Annotated in this window: 15 protein-coding genes; 6 read left to right on the forward strand and 9 right to left on the reverse strand. The window is 53.9% G+C overall.

The annotated features are described in order from the left end of the window. Positions 1-429 precede the first annotated feature (429 nt). The 5 genes from FJ147_21505 to FJ147_21525 all read right to left on the reverse strand — a co-directional run bounded on the left by FJ147_21505 (position 430) and on the right by FJ147_21525 (position 5,793). Complete coding sequence (locus FJ147_21505) at positions 430-2,700, reverse strand: ATP-dependent helicase (protein MBM4258460.1); 2,271 nt, start codon at positions 2,698-2,700, stop codon at positions 430-432. A 21-nt stretch (positions 2,701-2,721) separates the two neighbouring features. After that, positions 2,722-3,339 carry a class IV adenylate cyclase gene (locus FJ147_21510; protein ID MBM4258461.1) on the reverse strand — a complete coding sequence of 206 codons (618 nt, stop codon included), beginning with the start codon at positions 3,337-3,339 and terminating at the stop codon, positions 2,722-2,724. 27 nt (positions 3,340-3,366) lie between these two features. Further along, entirely contained in the window at positions 3,367-4,173 is an 807-nt protein-coding gene (locus FJ147_21515; protein ID MBM4258462.1) for an enoyl-CoA hydratase/isomerase family protein, read from the reverse strand. An 83-nt stretch (positions 4,174-4,256) separates the two neighbouring features. After that, positions 4,257-5,009, reverse strand: coding sequence for a glucose 1-dehydrogenase (locus FJ147_21520; protein MBM4258463.1), 753 nt, complete (start codon positions 5,007-5,009; stop codon positions 4,257-4,259). A 79-nt stretch (positions 5,010-5,088) separates the two neighbouring features. Continuing rightward, the gene (locus FJ147_21525) at positions 5,089-5,793 is read right to left on the reverse strand and encodes an alpha/beta hydrolase (protein MBM4258464.1); all 705 of its coding nucleotides are present in this window, start codon (positions 5,791-5,793) and stop codon (positions 5,089-5,091) included. On the opposite strand from FJ147_21525, the gene FJ147_21530 reads away from it, so the two are divergent. The 3 genes from FJ147_21530 (at position 5,792) to FJ147_21540 (ending at position 9,446) form a co-directional block, all read left to right on the forward strand. After that, positions 5,792-6,559 carry a hypothetical protein gene (locus tag FJ147_21530; GenBank protein MBM4258465.1) on the forward strand — a complete coding sequence of 256 codons (768 nt, stop codon included), beginning with the start codon at positions 5,792-5,794 and terminating at the stop codon, positions 6,557-6,559. The genes FJ147_21525 and FJ147_21530 overlap by 2 nt on opposite strands. 24 nt (positions 6,560-6,583) lie before the next feature. Next, a complete protein-coding gene (locus FJ147_21535; GenBank protein ID MBM4258466.1) occupies positions 6,584-7,066 on the forward strand; it encodes a DUF3592 domain-containing protein in 483 nt (160 codons plus the stop codon). A 277-nt stretch (positions 7,067-7,343) separates the two neighbouring features. After that, positions 7,344-9,446, forward strand: a complete 2,103-nt coding sequence (locus tag FJ147_21540) for a potassium transporter (GenBank protein ID MBM4258467.1) — start codon at positions 7,344-7,346, stop codon at positions 9,444-9,446. A gap of 76 nt (positions 9,447-9,522) precedes the next feature. Here FJ147_21540 and argF read toward each other — a convergent pair whose 3' ends face one another. Genes argF through argB form a run of 3 tightly spaced genes read right to left on the reverse strand, consistent with a single transcriptional unit; the run spans position 9,523 to position 12,528 of the window. After that, positions 9,523-10,455, reverse strand: a complete 933-nt coding sequence (argF, locus tag FJ147_21545) for an ornithine carbamoyltransferase (GenBank protein ID MBM4258468.1) — start codon at positions 10,453-10,455, stop codon at positions 9,523-9,525. 10 nt (positions 10,456-10,465) lie between these two features. Next, entirely contained in the window at positions 10,466-11,650 is a 1,185-nt protein-coding gene (locus tag FJ147_21550) for an aspartate aminotransferase family protein (GenBank protein ID MBM4258469.1), read from the reverse strand. Further along, on the reverse strand, positions 11,647-12,528 hold the full coding sequence (gene argB / locus FJ147_21555) for an acetylglutamate kinase (protein MBM4258470.1): 882 nt from the start codon (positions 12,526-12,528) through the stop codon (positions 11,647-11,649). Before argB ends, FJ147_21550 begins: the two co-directional genes overlap by 4 nt. Positions 12,529-12,646: 118 nt before the next feature. On the opposite strand from argB, the gene FJ147_21560 reads away from it, so the two are divergent. The 3 genes from FJ147_21560 to FJ147_21570 all read left to right on the forward strand — a co-directional run bounded on the left by FJ147_21560 (position 12,647) and on the right by FJ147_21570 (position 15,473). Next, positions 12,647-13,507 (forward strand): DUF4124 domain-containing protein, encoded by an 861-nt coding sequence (locus FJ147_21560; GenBank protein ID MBM4258471.1) that lies wholly within the window; start codon positions 12,647-12,649, stop codon positions 13,505-13,507. Beyond that, positions 13,508-14,176 (forward strand): HAD-IA family hydrolase, encoded by a 669-nt coding sequence (locus tag FJ147_21565; GenBank protein ID MBM4258472.1) that lies wholly within the window; start codon positions 13,508-13,510, stop codon positions 14,174-14,176. Positions 14,177-14,255: 79 nt separating this feature from the next. Continuing rightward, on the forward strand, positions 14,256-15,473 hold the full coding sequence (locus tag FJ147_21570) for a hypothetical protein (GenBank protein MBM4258473.1): 1,218 nt from the start codon (positions 14,256-14,258) through the stop codon (positions 15,471-15,473). A gap of 24 nt (positions 15,474-15,497) precedes the next feature. Here FJ147_21570 and FJ147_21575 read toward each other — a convergent pair whose 3' ends face one another. After that, the gene (locus FJ147_21575; GenBank protein MBM4258474.1) at positions 15,498-15,908 is read right to left on the reverse strand and encodes a hypothetical protein; all 411 of its coding nucleotides are present in this window, start codon (positions 15,906-15,908) and stop codon (positions 15,498-15,500) included. Positions 15,909-16,097: the final 189 nt, after the last annotated feature.

Raw genomic sequence — 16,097 nt, forward strand, 5'->3', positions numbered from 1 at the left:
GTCGCCCGCGTTCATCCAGCTCTTCGACCAGACTTCGATACTTAGACCGAAGCCAGCACACAATGGTCTCGTCTCTCATCCCTGCTCTTGTGCAGAGGCTCTCCACTCCGGTCAATCACTATTGCGGTAAGTTGTTTCCTGCCACCGCCTAACGTCTTTTTCCCACTCCCTTCAGCCTACAGTCAGAGCCTTGTAACGTGCGCCGTGCGCACGAAATGCCGACACGCAATACCAAATCTTTCTTTACTGGTAGCGTTTCCGAATCTGAGTGCCCTGTCATTCTGAGCCGCGGAGTGGCGAAGGATCTCTCAGAAAGACCCTTCGCTCCGCTCAGGGTGACACGCAACGTTCCTATCTTTCGAGAGCCAGTATTAGAACTTTGTAGCGTGCGCACGGCGCACGGAACGCCGATACGTGAGGACTCTCGATCTACTGCTTTCCCACGCTACGCTCGTCTCGTCGTAACCGCTCCAGCTCAGCCTCAATAATCGTATTTGCAACTTGCGTCTCAGTTGCTTCGGCACTGGCTTCTTTCACGAGGCTATCACGCGCATAGGTCTCGAAGATCTCTTTCTTGCCTCGCAGGACTTCCAGTAAGCGCTCATCCACGGCATCACGAGCCAGTAGACGATGCACGACAACACGCCGTGTCTGTCCCATGCGATGTGCGCGGGCAATGGCTTGATCCTCGGCGGTCGCTTTCCACTGCGGCTCCATCAAGATGACGACGGACGCCGCTTGCAGATTGAGCCCAACCCCACCAGCCTGGATCTGGGCAGGCAGAACCCGAAAGCCCAGTGCTTTTTGAAACTCGTCAACGATACGCATACGCTCAGCTGGTGAAGCTGAGCCGGTAATCACCGCGGCCGCTTCGCTCTGTTGTCGAACCGCTTCGAGGACATCGAGAAAGAACGAAAAAACCAGCACTTTCTGTTCAGATTCGCGGTACTCGTCAAACAATTCACTCAAGCGGACCAATTTTGCTGACTGCCCATCGCCTTTGCCAAGCGTGGCGCTTCGCCGCATCGCCATCATATTCTTGGCGCGCACGGCAGCCGTATATACTTCTTGATCATCGGTCGTGAGATCGACCCATTCTTCCTTCTCAATTTTCCCCGGCAGTTCGCGCAAGACATCCTCTTGATTACGACGCAGATACATGGGGGCCACTGCTTCGTGAAATTTCTGCCGTTCAACCCCAGCACGCAGTAATCCGTAGTTAATCAGCTTCAGTTTCGCTGCGATGCCAGGATTGAGGAGGTTCACTAGGCTGTGAAACTCCTGAACTCGATTCTCAAGCGGTGTCCCGGTCATGAAACACACGCGTCGCGAGAGAGGCACCGCTTCTCTCACTGCGCGTGAACGACTTGCTTCAGGATTCTTCGCGTAATGCGCTTCATCGACCACCAATAAATCGATCATGAGATTGCGGCGTGCCAGCGCTCCGTCAACATCATCTGCCCGGAATGCTTCATACGAAGTAACCGCTACTCCGCCCTGCTCTATCCAGGCAAGCAATTCTTTGTGTCGCTGGGCTCCATGCATCAGATAGCCAGCCAGCGATGTGCGTGAGCGAATTTCTCGCAGCCAGTTACCGAGAATGCTGGCCGGAGCAACGACCAAGAAACGACCGACCTCCTCACTGCTGGTACGCAAATGCACCATCGCCGCTAGTGCCTGTATGGTTTTCCCCAGGCCCATTTCATCACCAAGAATGGTCTTTTGTTGGACAACCACGTACTTCGCGCCAAACTCTTGGTAGCGGCGCAAAGAGACTTTCATACCATCAGCTCTCAGCACGAGCCCCTCAGTCTGCTGGGCGATCCCTTCGGGCAGCTTCCCTTCGATGTGTTCACGTTCGCTTGCAGCAGTCGTGGAAACACCATCCAACGCCGATTCGATCGTCGAGCAGTAATCCGCATAGCGATCACGGAAGTCCGTCAACAACTCTGCTGGTGTCGGCTGAGGGGCAGCCACCAGTGCAGCGCAGCGTTCATGCGCAGCCTGAATCAACGCCGTCAACTCCTCAGACTCCGCTTCTTTGACGACTCGCTGTGCATCATTGGTGATAGTGGTTCGCTTTTCACTGTCCGTTTTCCACCACTTGAGAAAAGACGATGAGGCAAGCATGGGAGCTAATTGATCACCTAACGAGTGATATTTCTTCTCCAACGCCGTCGCGACGTCTGCCACCGCTTCACGAGCACGTATCATTGCAGCGGCCCGTTGAACAAGACGCTCACTGGATTCATCTAATGTATCGGGTGTAGGCAGCGATACCGGCTCACGCAACATCTGATCACGAATTTTGCGAGCGGCACCAAGTACACTATCGGACGTACCCTCGCCGACTCCCGGAATCGTTAAGAGCTGTTCTCTTGATCGTGCAACGAGATCAGCCAGCGTCTGAATGCCGCCGTCACGTAGAGCGGTCCAACGAACACCAGAGACGCCAGCATCTTTCAGCGTTTCGATCGGAATCGCCGCCAACCGTGCACGCTGTTGTTGGTTAGCATACGCATGTGCTTCCTTCTTCAGTGCTGCAGTAGCCATCTCGAGCGGCGCACGAGCAAGCGTCACTTCGCGCTCCACCCGCTCAACCGCCTCACGAGCTGCGACACGAGCGCGACCGCGCGAGGTAATAGCAAATGAGCCCCAGAAGGAACCCGCAATCAACAGATACAAAAGGAATGACAACATACATCACTAAGGCGGGAAATGTCATTCTGAGCGGAGCGAAGAATCTCTTCTCAGGTGTTCTAATAAAAGATCACTATACGACACAGCAACCAAATCATCGTGTGAGATCTGCAAAAGCGCAAGAAACGTCTGACATTGCGCTAGCAGTCGGTCTTTGCCGATCGATCCATTCGTATCAATCGCCTCAATTTCCACAAACATTCCTAATCCATCCACCTGATCGAGATGAAACTTCACGTTGTCAATGAAATAAATCTCACGCTGTTTCTTCACGGCGACACGAACACCAAGTGACGCGGTCAAAATCTCTTTTAAGGCACTACCAGGAGTTGCAGGATATAGCATCACCTGCGCTTGTTTCGGCCCTTCCTGATCTTCACGCTGGTAATACACTAACGCATTCTCAATGTTTCCCTCGCGCAGTTTAAGGCGGCCATGCGGGACGTTGAAGTACGTGTCAGTTTGATGATCCGTGCCACGGAAGTCGGCACCTCGCGAGCACAGGATGTCACGAATTGGTTGGTGACTCGTGCAGCGAGCTTTGATTTCGACATTGAGGTGGGGCTGGCAAGGCCAATGAAAAATGAAAAATGAAGGATTAACAACACGGGACCGCTCCGCTTCTTCTTCATTTTGCATTTTGCATTCTTAATTTTTACTTGCTTCCTAGCGATTCCTAAACTTCCCTTCCCGCTTCTCGCGAAACGCCGAGACCGCTTCACGCATGTCGTCACTCATAAACGTGATCAACCCCATGTGGGCATCAGCATAGGTGATATCGCCAGCGCGATTGGTACTCAGGGCTTTGAAAAATTCTTTCGTGCGACGGAGAGCCATTGGAGGTTTGTTGAGCAGCTTCTGCGCAAAAGCCTCGGCAGCCGATGACAACTGCTCCAGTGGCACGACTTGATTTACTAGACCGATAGTCAATGCCTCTTCAGCAGCTACTTCGTCGCATGTCATCACCAGTTCCTTCGCTTTCGCCATACCAACCAAATTAATCAGCCGCGAAATCGAGCCCCACATATAGGGCACGCCGAGTCGCACTTCAGGAATCCACATCCGCGAACCGGCAGCTGCGATGCGAAAATCACACGCCATGACGAGAGACACCCCACCACCCACCGCAAAACCGTTGACCGCAGCGATGGTGATTTGATCGAGGCGCTCCCACTCGTCCATCACCCGCCAGCCGGTTTTCGCACCGCGGAGCTTAGCGATGTCACTTTGCTGTTTCTGTTTTTCGCCATCGACGCTAGCAGACAACATATTCATGTCTGCCCCGACACAGAACGACCGACCTTTGCCAGTGAGAATAATCACACGAGTTTCTTCGTCATCTTGGAACTCGTGCGAGATGGCAATCATCTCCCGCAAGACTTTTTCATTGATCGGGTTCAGTTTTTCCGGGCGATTGAAATATACCGTCGCTATTGGTCCTGAGCGTTCAACAAGGAATGTCTCATAAGTCATAACGTCCTCAATCTTTTGGGCGCACCCCGTGCGCCCCTACATGTCGGTTACTGATCTCTGGCTCCCGACTCCTGACCCCTGCCTTAATGGGCAGTAAACCCACCATCAATGATGAGTTCGGAACCCGTCACAAACGAAGACTCGTCACTCGCGAGATAAAGCACGCCATAGGCAATGTCATCGACAGTCCCGACCCTGCCGAGTGGATGCGCTTGAACGATGGCCTGCCCGCCCTCTTCTGCTAGTAGCCCACTAACCATCTCCGTGTCGATCACACCGGGATGCACGGAGTTAACGCGGATGTTGTCTTTCGCGTATTCAATTGCCACAGTCTTAGTCAGAATGCGCACCGCACCTTTAGTTCCATGATACGCAGCCGCCATACCAGTACCAACAATGCCAGCGCCCGAAGAGATGTTGATAATCGAGCCGCCACCGGCTTTGCGCATCGCGGGCACGGCATATTTCATTCCTAACCAGGTGCCGGTTTGGTTAATGGCAATGACTTGATTCCACAGCTCCAGGCTGGTTGCTTCTACGCCTTCCATGCGGAAGATACCCGCATTGTTCACGAGGATGTTCAGTTTTCCATAGGAACGAACTGTGGTGTCGACGGCTGTCTGCCAATCCGCTTCTTTCGTCACATCGAGTTTGACGAACGTCGCTTGTCCCCCTTGTTTGACGATATCGGCAGCAACTTTCTGCCCTTGTTCAACAAGGATATCGCTAATAACGACCTTCGCCCCCTCTTTCACAAACAGGCGAGCCTCGGCTTCGCCTTGGCCGCGGGCTGAGCCAGAAATCAAGGCAACTTTTCCATCTAATCGTCCGGCCATAAGTTTCTCCTTTACGTTACGTTTCACGCAACACGCAACACGTTTCACGCGACACGCAACACGCTTCACGCATCACGTTTTACGCCAGTTCAAGCAACAAACCCGCGAGTTCCTTTGGCATCGTCACCATCGCATCATGGCCAGTCGCCAACTCGCGATAGCGCCACTTCTTGTCATTGCGGGTACGCTCGGCAAAGCCGTCAAAGAACCCCATCGCCGGCTTGTTGCAATAGATGTAGGTCCGCGGCAACGTTGCTACTGCATCATTGAGTAAATGCACTGGCGTAGTAATCGTCTTAGCCGGATGCGGTACGAGTTTTGGTTTCACCCACCGAACATCAGCCTCAGCAAACACCCCATACTGTTCGACAGGAAACGGCGGCATGAACCCGCCTGCGGTTTGGGCCAGTTGACGAATGGCTTCGCGACGCTCAGGCGTAGTGATATCGACAAGCGCCTGCCCATCCTGCGGGACAAACGCATCAAGATACACAAGGTGAGTAAGCCGGTCGGGCACTTCATTACTCACGCCCGTAATCACCATTCCCCCATAGCTGTGCCCAACAAGAATCACTTTTTGTAGATGCTCGTACTCAAGAACATTCACAATGTCGTGGATATGGGTATTCAAATCGATGTCTGGATTGGCAAGATGGGAACGCTCGCCAAGACCAGTCAATGTTGGCGTCCACACCTCATGCCCAGCAGCGCGTAAAAACGGGGTCACCCGCTGCCAGCACCAGCCACCATGCCATGCTCCATGCACAAGAACATAGGTCGCCATGTGGTCCTCCTCTCTCGGCCCGGACCATAGCAAAGAACTCTGCCTTCTTCCAATCCATCCCATACCCCGTGCTCGGCATTCGTCCTCGCGCATCACCCCTTGCCTTGCGTCGCGGAATACGAAAGAAAGAGAAAAAAGGAGGACGCACATGACCAACCTCGCACGCAAACAAGAAGTAGCCTACACTGTCGAACAACTCGCGGCTGACGTCGAAGCCATTGTCACGCGCGAACGCGATCACGCGAAGATCGTTCCCGCTGTTGAGCCATTACTCACACGGCTCCTTGCCGCACAGACATTGCCAGAGGAATACTGTCGTCCCGCCGAAGGGCGTATTTCGACTGAGCATCAAGATTTCACCGTGTATCGTTTGTACCGTGGCCCGCAAGATTGCTTCAACATCATGGTCGCCATTTGGCCGTCGGGCGGCTCAAGCGGAGTCCACGATCACGCCGGGAAGTGGGTCGTCGAAGGAGTCTATCGCAACCAGCTACACACGATTCGGTACAAACGCCAGGACGACAAGTCAAAAGCCGGGTATGCCGAGCTGCGTGAGAGTATCGCGCTCGACATGCATCCTGGTGATGTCGCCCATGTCCTTTCGCCCAACGAAGAGATTCACGACTTCATCAATCCCACCAAGACACCGACTGTGAGTGTTCACATCTATGGCGGTGACATCAGCCAAGAGACATTGAACTACTTCAACCCGCAAGCCAAAACAGTCGAACGGGTCGCGCACGAGATTCGTTACGATAATGAGTAGGATTGGAGGAGGTGCCACTCCCGAATGAGAAAGCCGCGTTACGAATTCGTCTTCGTAGGCATCGTGTTCTTGCTAGTGGACTCGTACTTTTCGTACGGCATCGTGACATCGTATTTACGACAGTTGCGTGCAAGTCAGACCTACGTGCCGGTTGCAGCAACAGTAGTCGCTTCGGAAATTGTAGAACGAGGGAGCAATCGCACCACCCACGGCACATCTTTTTCACCCCGGATTGTTTATCGTTATACCGTTGAGGGTAAAGAATTCGAAAGTCATCGTTACTTTTTCAGTGGGCAAGGATGGAGTGACCGCGATTCTGCACAAGCGGTCACAGACCAATATCCAGTTGGGCAAAGGGTACAGGCATATATCAATCCGCAGAATCCGCGTGAAGCGGTACTAAACCCAACCGAACCTCGTGCTGGATCACTAGTCGTAGCCGGTGTGTTTCTGTTGATAGCGCTCTTCCCCATCGTGTATGGACTGCGAGGTCGAACGGAGAACTAAGGCGATTTCTTAGAAAAAATATCCCGCAGTCTCTGGTGGCGGGCACAGCCCGCCCTACGTGTCTTTACCGGCTCTGGGTAGGGCAGGCTGTGCCTGCCATTATCGGCAGAACATCGACCTCTCAGGGAGCCTCTTTTTCGGAAATCACCTAAGGCCACGTCGTCAGCAACAAAGAGAACCTGCCAACGCACTGGCGAAGGTCAGTTCTTGAGAGATTAGCACCGAGAGCCCTGCGGCCCTTGTCTCTCTCATGGACCTATTCTATCTCTGAGAATGCATGCATGAAGCTCACCATTTTCTTATCAACCTCGCGCTGGTTCTGTGCACGGCAGCCGTAACCACAGCGCTGTTTCAGCGCCTCCGCCAGCCGGTAGTCTTGGGCTATCTGCTCGCTGGGGCCATCGTCAGCCCGCACACTCCGTTTCCTCTTTTTGCCGACGAAAAAACCGTTCATGCCCTCTCGGAGCTGGGAGTTATCCTCCTCATGTTCTCGCTTGGTCTGGAGTTTAGTCTGGCGAAACTCCTTCGTGTTGGGCCAACCTCCGGCTTGGTTGCCGTCATTGAATGCAGTCTGATGTTGTGGTTCGGCTATCTAACCGGGCAGATGTTTGGGTGGACAGTGATTGAAAGCTTGTATACTGGCGCACTGATCGCCATTTCAAGCACCACCATTCTCGTCAAGGCCTTTGCCGAACAAAAAGTGCGAGGGAAGCTTACCGACATCGTCTTTGGCATCCTCATTGTCGAAGACCTCATCGCCATCCTTTTGCTCGCAATCTTTACGACGATCTCAGGCGGTGCAACCCTCACCGCCGAAAACCTGGCTCTCACAGCCGGTAAACTCGCGGTCTTTCTCATACTAGTCATTGGTGGAGGCCTCCTCATCATTCCTCATCTCATACGTGCCATCGTTCGCCTCGACCGACCAGAAACGACCGTCGTTACCAGTGTTGGTTATGCCTTTGCCTTCGCTCTGATTGCCAACGCAGTGGGGTACTCCGTCGCTTTGGGAGCCTTCCTCGCTGGCGCCTTAGTTGCGGAGTCTGGAGAAGCTCAGGCCGTCGAACATCTGGTGCAGCCCGTTCGTGACATCTTCGCAGCGGTCTTCTTTGTCTCTGTCGGTATGCTCATTAACCCAATTTTGGTTGCCGACCATTGGATCGCAGTCGTCATCCTGATCGCCCTCGTCGTGGTGGGAAAATTGATCGGGGTGGCAATCGGAGTCTTTCTTACGGGTGAGGGCATTCGTACTTCTATTCAGGCTGGCATGAGCCTCGCGCAGATTGGCGAGTTCTCGTTCATCATTGCCGCAGTCGGTCTTTCATCGGGAGCCACTGGTCCATTTCTCTACCCGATCGCGATCACGGTCTCTGCTACTACGGCTCTGCTTACTCCGTGGCTCATTCGTGCCTCCGATCCTCTCGCAACCTACATCGACCGACGGCTCCCAAAGCCGGTGCAGACTTTTGCCGCGCTGTACGGAACGTGGGTCGAGCAACTACTGACACAGCCAAGTGAACCGACCGTCGGGCGTCGCACTCGTCGACTTGCCCGTTTTTTGCTGGTCGATGCGGCATTGCTCGCGACCATCACTATCGTCACTGCAATCTGGGGTGCTCACCTCTCGGCCTTCATTTCAACAAAGCTTGCGATTCCCGACCAGTTTGCCTGGCTTGTAGTGATCTTCGCTGCAATACTACTTGTGAGTCCGTTTTGCATCGGTATCCTGCGTTGCACCTCGGCGCTCGCGCGTGCGCTCAGTACCATTGCCTTGCCAGAAGCAGAGGCAAGAGCTGATCTGGCCGATGCCCCACGACGTGCTCTCATCATCACACTGGAAATTGCCCTTCTTCTGCTTATTGGGATTCCGTTGATTGCACTGACACAGCCGTTCTTGCCACCGCTGCCTGGGCCAATAGCGATGGGCACTCTTATTCTCGTTCTCGCCGTTGCTCTGTGGCGGAGCACAACCAACCTGCAGGCGCATGCACGTGCTGGAGCACAAGCGATTGTCGAAGTCTTAGCCCGACAACTGGGGAGCAAATCTGTAGCACCCGGAGACGCAAATTCTGATCTGGAGCAACTCCATCAACTGCTCCCTGGTCTGGGCGCTCCTCGACCTATCCGCATTCGGAGGGACACAAACGCAGTCAATAAGACGCTCGCTGAACTGAATTTACGCGGCCTCACTGGCGCTACTGTGCTGGCCATTATCCGCGAGCACGATGGCGTGCTCATTCCCACTGGTCGCGAGACCCTTCAGGCTGGAGACCTTCTCGCAGTCGCGGGAACGACTGACGCTATCGCTGGTGCTGAACAGCTTTTAGCACAGTCTATTTTGGAGCAAGAAACAGCGACGGGCGCACTTCGAGAAGGATAAGAGGGCCTGCAGGGGTGTATTGCAATACGCCCCTGCGCAGCGGCAAATCGTATCAACCGTCAGCACCATACTTGAGCTATCGTTGCGACAACCACGCCATGATTGCCTTTTGGACGTGCAAGCGATTTTCCGATTGTTCCAGCACAACAGACTGTGGACTCTCAAGCACGTCAGCCGTGATCTCTTCACCGCGATGGGCTGGCAAACAGTGCATAACGAGTGCGTTCTTTCTTGCCTTCGCCATGACGCGCGCATTGACTTGGTAACCTTTGAACGCCTGCAATCGTTTCTCGCGTTCGTCCTCTTGGCCCATGCTCGTCCAGACATCGGTATAGACGGCGTCGGCGTCGCGCACTGCTTCCTCTACTGAGGACGTCACTGTTACTTGCGCACCATTCTTCCGTCCCCGCTTGAGAACTTCTGCATCGGGTTCGTAGCCCGCTGGGCATGCTAGCGCAAAGTGGAAGGGAAACTTACTTGCAGCATTGATCCAAGAGTTCACGACATTGTTACCATCGCCAACAAATGTCACTTTCAGTCCATCGAGCTGGCCTCGTTGCTCGATCAAGGTCAAACAATCGGCCAAGATCTGGCATGGATGTAACAAGTCTGAAAGTGCATTGATGACCGGGACTGTCGCATGTTCGGCCAGCTCAACAATAGTTGCGTGCGCAAACGTGCGTGCCATGATCAGATCAACCCAGCGCGATAAATTCTGCGCCACATCGGCAACGGTCTCACGGGTGCCGAGGCCAATATCCTGCGGTGCTAAGTAGACCGCGTGACCACCGAGTTGACCGATACCAACCTCGAACGTGACACGTGTCCGCAGGCTTGGTTTCTCGAAAATCATCGCCAGCGTTTTACCGGCCAGCAGCGGATGTGGCCACCCTGTCCGACGATCAGCCTTGAGTCGTTGCGCCAGTGTAATGATCTCTTCGAGTTGCGCGCGAGTTAAGTCGGCAATACTGATAAGATCTCGTTTACGATCGGTACTTCTTCTCTTCATCATGTGCGTGTCACACCGTTTTCAGCACCTTCTCAAGGATCGCCATACCTTCATCGATTTCCGCTTTTGTCACAATCAGTGGCGGAATGAAGCGTAGCACTTTCCCAGCAGTGCAGTTAATCAATAAGCCCTCTCTGAGGCAGGCATCGGCAATCGCCACGCCCTCGCGATCTAACTCTGCGCCGAGAATGAGGCCACGACCACGAATCTCTTTGATGAAGGGGAACTTCGCTTTTAACCCTTGCAGCTTGCTGACGAAGTAATCTCCCATCGCTCGGCAGTTTTCCAATACACCACCTAGAAGCGTGGTCACCACCGCTACGCCTGCCGCACACGCTACAGCGTTGCCACCAAAGGTTGAGCCGTGACTGCCCAAACTGAAACTTTCGGCCACTTCCCGGCGGGCTAACATCGCACCGATGGGAATACCTCCGCCAAGCGCCTTTGCCAGCGTCATGATGTCGGGCTTGATGCCTTCATATTCGTAGGCAAACAACTTGCCGGTACGCCCCATCCCGGTTTGGACTTCATCAAGCATCAGTAACAGTCCATTGCGATCGCACAACGCGCGCAATGCCTTCAAATATCCATCAGGCGGAACATTGACTCCACCCTCGCCCTGAATAGGTTCGACGAGAATGCCGACCGTTCGATCAGTAATCGCAGTTTCCATCGCCGCGAGATCGCCAAACGGCACATAACGGAACCCGTCTAAGGTCGGGGCAAAGCCCTGGCGAATTTTTTCTTGTCCGGTGGCCGAGATCGTTGCCATCGTGCGGCCATGAAAGGAGCCGAGGGTCGTAATGATCTCATAGCGCCCATCACGTTTGTCGCTGCCAAACTTACGCGCGAGCTTAATCGCTGCCTCGTTCGCTTCTGCGCCGCTATTGCAGAAGAACACTTTGTCAGCAAACGAATTGTTACAAAGCAGTTCGGACAACCGCGCTTGCGGAATCGTGTGGTGCAAGTTGGAGATGTGAGTCAGCGTCGACACCTGCTCGGTCACCGCCTTCACCACTGCCGGGTGGCACTGCCCCAGATTCATCACCGCTAAGCTGGCAAAGAAATCTAAATACGCTTTGCCTTCAGCGTCCCACAAGCGGCAGCCTTGGCCACGCACAAAGGCCACGGGAAACCGCGCGTAGGTCGTACACAGATACTGAGCGTTTTGATCGATAATTTCCTGGTTCGTCATGCGGTCCTCCGTATCACCTCGGTGCCAATTCCTTCCTTGGTGAAAATTTCAAGTAACGTCGCGTGCCGCGTACGCCCGTCAATAATGTGGGTTTTTTTCACGCCACCATGAAGTGCGGCGATACAGCATTCGACCTTGGGAATCATTCCCTCACCGATAGTGCCATCCTGAATGAGCTTCTCGGCTTCATCGCTCCCTAATGTGGGAATCAAGGTTTTCTCTTTGGTCTTAATACCTTCAACATCAGTCAACAAAATCAGCTTCTCAGCTTGCAAGGCCTCGGCGACTTTTCCTGCGACTAAGTCTGCATTGATGTTGTACGGTTTGCCATCGGTGCCAACACCAACCGGAGCGATCACAGGAATAAAATCGGCTTGGGTCAACGCATGGATCACCCGTGGGTTCACACCAATAATTTCTCCAACCTGACCAATATCATGCGTCGCCGTCTGGCCATTTTCGTTCACCGTCAGAAGCATCTTGCGGGCGATAACCATCTCGCCATCTTTCCCACTCAACCCGACCGCTTTCCCGCCCTGGCTATTGATGAGCGTGACGATCTCCTGATTGATCTTGCCCAGGACCATTTCTACAACATCCATCGTCTGGTCGTCGGTGACACGCATGCCACGCACGAAGCGCGAATTCACGCCTAGCTTCTTCAGCATGTCACCAATCTGCGGACCACCGCCGTGGACAACCACTGGGTTCATACCGACGAACTTCAGCAAGACAATGTCGCGGGCGAAGTGTTGGCGTAGTTCTTCGTTCTCCATCGCATGTCCGCCATATTTAATGACAAACGTCTTGCCGGAGAACCGTTGAATATAGGGAAGCGCTTCGAGAAGGGTATCCGCTTTCTCAATAACTGTGTTCACCACCGTGCCTGTTTCAGAGAGATAGCAGCTTTATGCCTTGTCACTGGTAGAGGGTCAAGGCAGGGGTCTTGTAACATCTGTAGTTATTTCGTGTTATGTATGAAGGTAAGGAGGAGCTATGCGCATCTCTCTTCTTGTTTGCAGCCTGTTTTTCTCTCTCGCCACAGTTGCTTCGGCAGAACTCTATCAATGGACTGACGAGAATGGCGTCATGCATTTTGTTGATGAAACCACGCAGATTCCTCGTGCCTATCGAGAAAAAGTCAAAGTCTTCGAATCGCAAAAGACCCGCACCCCACCAAGTGGATTGCCCCTCGCGCCGAGTCGCGCGTATCCGTTGCATAGCCAAGGGCGCTTTGCGCAGAAATTGGCGCTTGATTTAGGCTTGATTAAAAATCGCGGCGAAGATGCGATTAGTCCACTGATTGGTGTGGGCATCCGACCAGCAAGCGGGTGGCACACCGGTGACCCATTGACCCCCGACGTCATCGATGAAGTAATCGATGCCGCCCGACGCGCAGCCGACGCGAGACGCGTTACCCTCTCAGCCGACGGCGTTGCCGCGATTGTCCAACAGGCGGCAACCGCGATCTTACCTCCCCCACCTCCGGTACAAGAACAGGCACAGGAAGAACCTCCGCCACCTCAACAGGTCATTATTCACCAGACTCCCCCGAGCCAGATTATAGAAGTCCACCGAGAGCGAGTGCCAGTATACGTCCCGGTACCAGTGGCACCGTACTATCCGCGCCATCGCACTCCTCGTTATGATCCTTACCCTGGTGATGGGCCTTTTGTTCCAGCTCCTCCCACAGGACCACACACTGACCGTTGGCACGTCCCGCAAGGGCAGACACCACATTCCCCAAGCGGTCCGTTTACGTCAAATCCTGGTGGTCCATCACATATGCCGTTCGGTGCTTCACACATGCCGTTCGGCACGCGCGGCCACAGTACGCAGCGCCCGTTCGGACAGTAGATGATTCGCGGATTGATGTTCGACTTCGATGGACTGGTACTCGACACAGAACTGCCTGGAGTTCTGTGTTGGCAAGAGATTTACCAAGAACACGGATGTATCTTTCCAGCCGATGCTTATGCCAAAAGCATTGGCACGCTCCCGCGTATCTTTGATGTGTATGGGCATCTTGAGAAACAGATTGGTCGCCCACTTGATCGCGAGGCGATGCAACAACGACGCCTCGAACGGTGCATGGAGATCATCATCCAGCAGGCGGCGTTGCCAGGCGTAGAAAACTACGTCAGAGAAGCCAAACAGCGTGGCTTGAAGCTGGGCGTTGCTTCCAGTTCGTCGCGCAACTGGGTTGCCGGGCACCTCGAACGACTCGATTTATTGTCGTTCTTCGACCATCTCTCCTGCGGCGATATGGTCACGATGACCAAACCTCACCCAGAGTTATATCACACCGCCCTCGCCTCGTTAGCAATTGAACCTCATGAAGCGATCGCCTTTGAAGACTCACCCCACGGCGTCACCGCCGCCAAAGCTGCGGGTATATTCTGCGTCGCCGTGCCCAACCAGGTCACGCAACAGCTCACCTTTGCACATGCCGATTTGCAGCTTTCGTCATTAGCAGAGATGACGTTTGCAGAGTTGGTAAGAACTATCGACGACCGCCGAATGTAGAGGGGTGTACCTACCAAAAGAGAAGTACTATAGAAGCGCAACGGCGTTATGCCCACCGACAAGCCTGAAAGGAGACTGTATGCCACATCTAGGCGCGTCTCGCTCCTCTCGTTTTCTCCTCACTTTACTGACCTGCGGCTTGCTCTGGCATGGTTTGGGAACCATCGGTTTTTCGCAAAATCTTACGGGTAACCAACTCTTGATTACTAGTAGCGCTCCGACAATCCTTCTTGATGTTAACAGCACCACCCAAGGGAACGCCGACTGGCAAATACAAGCAAACGACGAGACTTTTGTCATCGCCGCTAACGGCACTATAGTCCCCTTTTTTGTGTACAAAACGACACCAACTTTTTCCCTCACGTTAGGCCCTACCGGCGATGTGGGACTGGGTACTGGGACGCCTGCGCAGAAACTGCACCTCGTGGACGGCGACAGTCCTGCCATCCGCTTTGAACAGAACGGCTCCCTCGGTCTCACACCTTACACCTGGGACGTCGGACACAATTCGAACATCTTTTATGTCTTCGATGCCATCACCAGCCAGGCTCCCTTCACTATCCTGCCCGGCGCGCCGACCGGCAGTCTGCGCATCCTCAGCAACGGTCGGGTGGGACTGGGCACCCTCACTCCCCAAGGCAACCTGCATATCTTTGGCGCGGCAAACCAGGATGTCTTTAATGGCATTGGTCCCGACCTCGATAGTGGCCCAGCCTTTAATTTTGGCTACTCCGGGGCTTCCTTTGGCGCCGGGTCGGGTTTCTTTAACGTGCGTGGAGCAAGCTCAGGGGTGAACCCTTCGCTCCGCTTTGCCACGCTCAATGTCCAGCGCATGGTCATTACGAACACTGGGAGAGTGGGCATCGGTACGACTGCGCCCACGCAGCAACTCGATGTCAGCGGCAATATCCGCACCAGTGGTAGCTTCATTGCCGGAGGGACGACGCTTACGGTGCCAGACTATGTCTTTGAACCTGACTATCAACTGCGACCGCTCACCGAACTCGGGGCCTATGTGGCACGCGAGAAACACCTGCCTGATATTCCTTCAGCACGGGAGATAAAAGAACAGGGAGTGAATATGAGTGAGCTGCAGATGCAGTTGCTCAAGAAGATAGAGGAACTCACGCTCTACGCGGTGGCACAAGAGGAAACCAACACTGCCCAAGAAAAGATAATTGCTACCCAAGGAGCAACAATTGCAGTCTTAACTCGCGCCAAATTGGAACAAGACAGGGTTGTAAAAGAACTGGCCTCTCGCTTGGCGGCATTGGAACAGAGACATGAGAAGAAGTAGAACACTTGCGAGGAAAAGGACGTGTTAGTGTCGCCGCTTGCCAAAGGCCGGGCCCCGTCTTAGCTGCGTAAGTTGCGCCCGCAGGGTTTTGATCTGTCGCGCTTGCTCTTGATTCACCTGTGCTTGCTGTAAGGTATAAAGCGTGAGTTCTTCAACCTTCTTCAAGAGCTGCATCTGAAACTCACTGATATCGATTCCCTGTTGCTGAATTTCCTTCGCTGAAGGAATCTCCGGTAAATGTTGCTCTTTCGTAATGTACGCCGCTAGTTCAGATAACGGTCGGAGTTTGTAGTTCTTGGCAAACACATAATCGGGCACGTTGAGCGTCGTACTCCCAGCAATGAAACTATCTGCCCGTACGTTGCCCGCCACATCTAGCAGTTGACTCGGGGTCAGTGTCCCAATGCCTATCCGCCCAGTATTCGTGATAATCATTCGCTGCACATTAGCGGTTGCAAACCGTAAAGACGGGTTAGGCGGTGGCAGGAAACAACTTACCGCAATAGTGATTGACCGGAGTGGAGAGCCTCTGCACAAGAGCAGGGATGAGAGACGAGACCATTGTGTGCTGGCTTCGGTCTAAGTATCGAAGTCTGGTCGAAGAGCTGGATGAACGCGGGCGAC

The sequence above is a fragment of the Deltaproteobacteria bacterium genome (assembly GCA_016874775.1).
Classification (GTDB): Bacteria; Desulfobacterota; Binatia; order Bin18; family Bin18; genus VGTJ01.

Excerpts from the sequence above, each read along its gene's own strand:
- FJ147_21505 (MBM4258460.1), bottom strand. The coding sequence starts at position 2,700 with ATGTTGTCATTCCTTTTGTATCTGTTGATTGCGGGTTCCTTCTGGGGC.
- FJ147_21510 (MBM4258461.1), bottom strand. The coding sequence starts at position 3,339 with ATGCAAAATGAAGAAGAAGCGGAGCGGTCCCGTGTTGTTAATCCTTCA.
- FJ147_21515 (MBM4258462.1), bottom strand. The coding sequence starts at position 4,173 with ATGACTTATGAGACATTCCTTGTTGAACGCTCAGGACCAATAGCGACG.
- FJ147_21520 (MBM4258463.1), bottom strand. The coding sequence starts at position 5,009 with ATGGCCGGACGATTAGATGGAAAAGTTGCCTTGATTTCTGGCTCAGCC.
- FJ147_21530 (MBM4258465.1), top strand. The coding sequence starts at position 5,792 with ATGTGGTCCTCCTCTCTCGGCCCGGACCATAGCAAAGAACTCTGCCTT.
- FJ147_21525 (MBM4258464.1), bottom strand. The coding sequence starts at position 5,793 with ATGGCGACCTATGTTCTTGTGCATGGAGCATGGCATGGTGGCTGGTGC.
- FJ147_21535 (MBM4258466.1), top strand. The coding sequence starts at position 6,584 with ATGAGAAAGCCGCGTTACGAATTCGTCTTCGTAGGCATCGTGTTCTTG.
- FJ147_21540 (MBM4258467.1), top strand. The coding sequence starts at position 7,344 with ATGCATGAAGCTCACCATTTTCTTATCAACCTCGCGCTGGTTCTGTGC.
- argF (MBM4258468.1), bottom strand. The coding sequence starts at position 10,455 with ATGAAGAGAAGAAGTACCGATCGTAAACGAGATCTTATCAGTATTGCC.
- FJ147_21550 (MBM4258469.1), bottom strand. The coding sequence starts at position 11,650 with ATGACGAACCAGGAAATTATCGATCAAAACGCTCAGTATCTGTGTACG.
- FJ147_21560 (MBM4258471.1), top strand. The coding sequence starts at position 12,647 with ATGCGCATCTCTCTTCTTGTTTGCAGCCTGTTTTTCTCTCTCGCCACA.
- FJ147_21565 (MBM4258472.1), top strand. The coding sequence starts at position 13,508 with ATGATTCGCGGATTGATGTTCGACTTCGATGGACTGGTACTCGACACA.
- FJ147_21570 (MBM4258473.1), top strand. The coding sequence starts at position 14,256 with ATGCCACATCTAGGCGCGTCTCGCTCCTCTCGTTTTCTCCTCACTTTA.
- FJ147_21575 (MBM4258474.1), bottom strand. The coding sequence starts at position 15,908 with ATGATTATCACGAATACTGGGCGGATAGGCATTGGGACACTGACCCCG.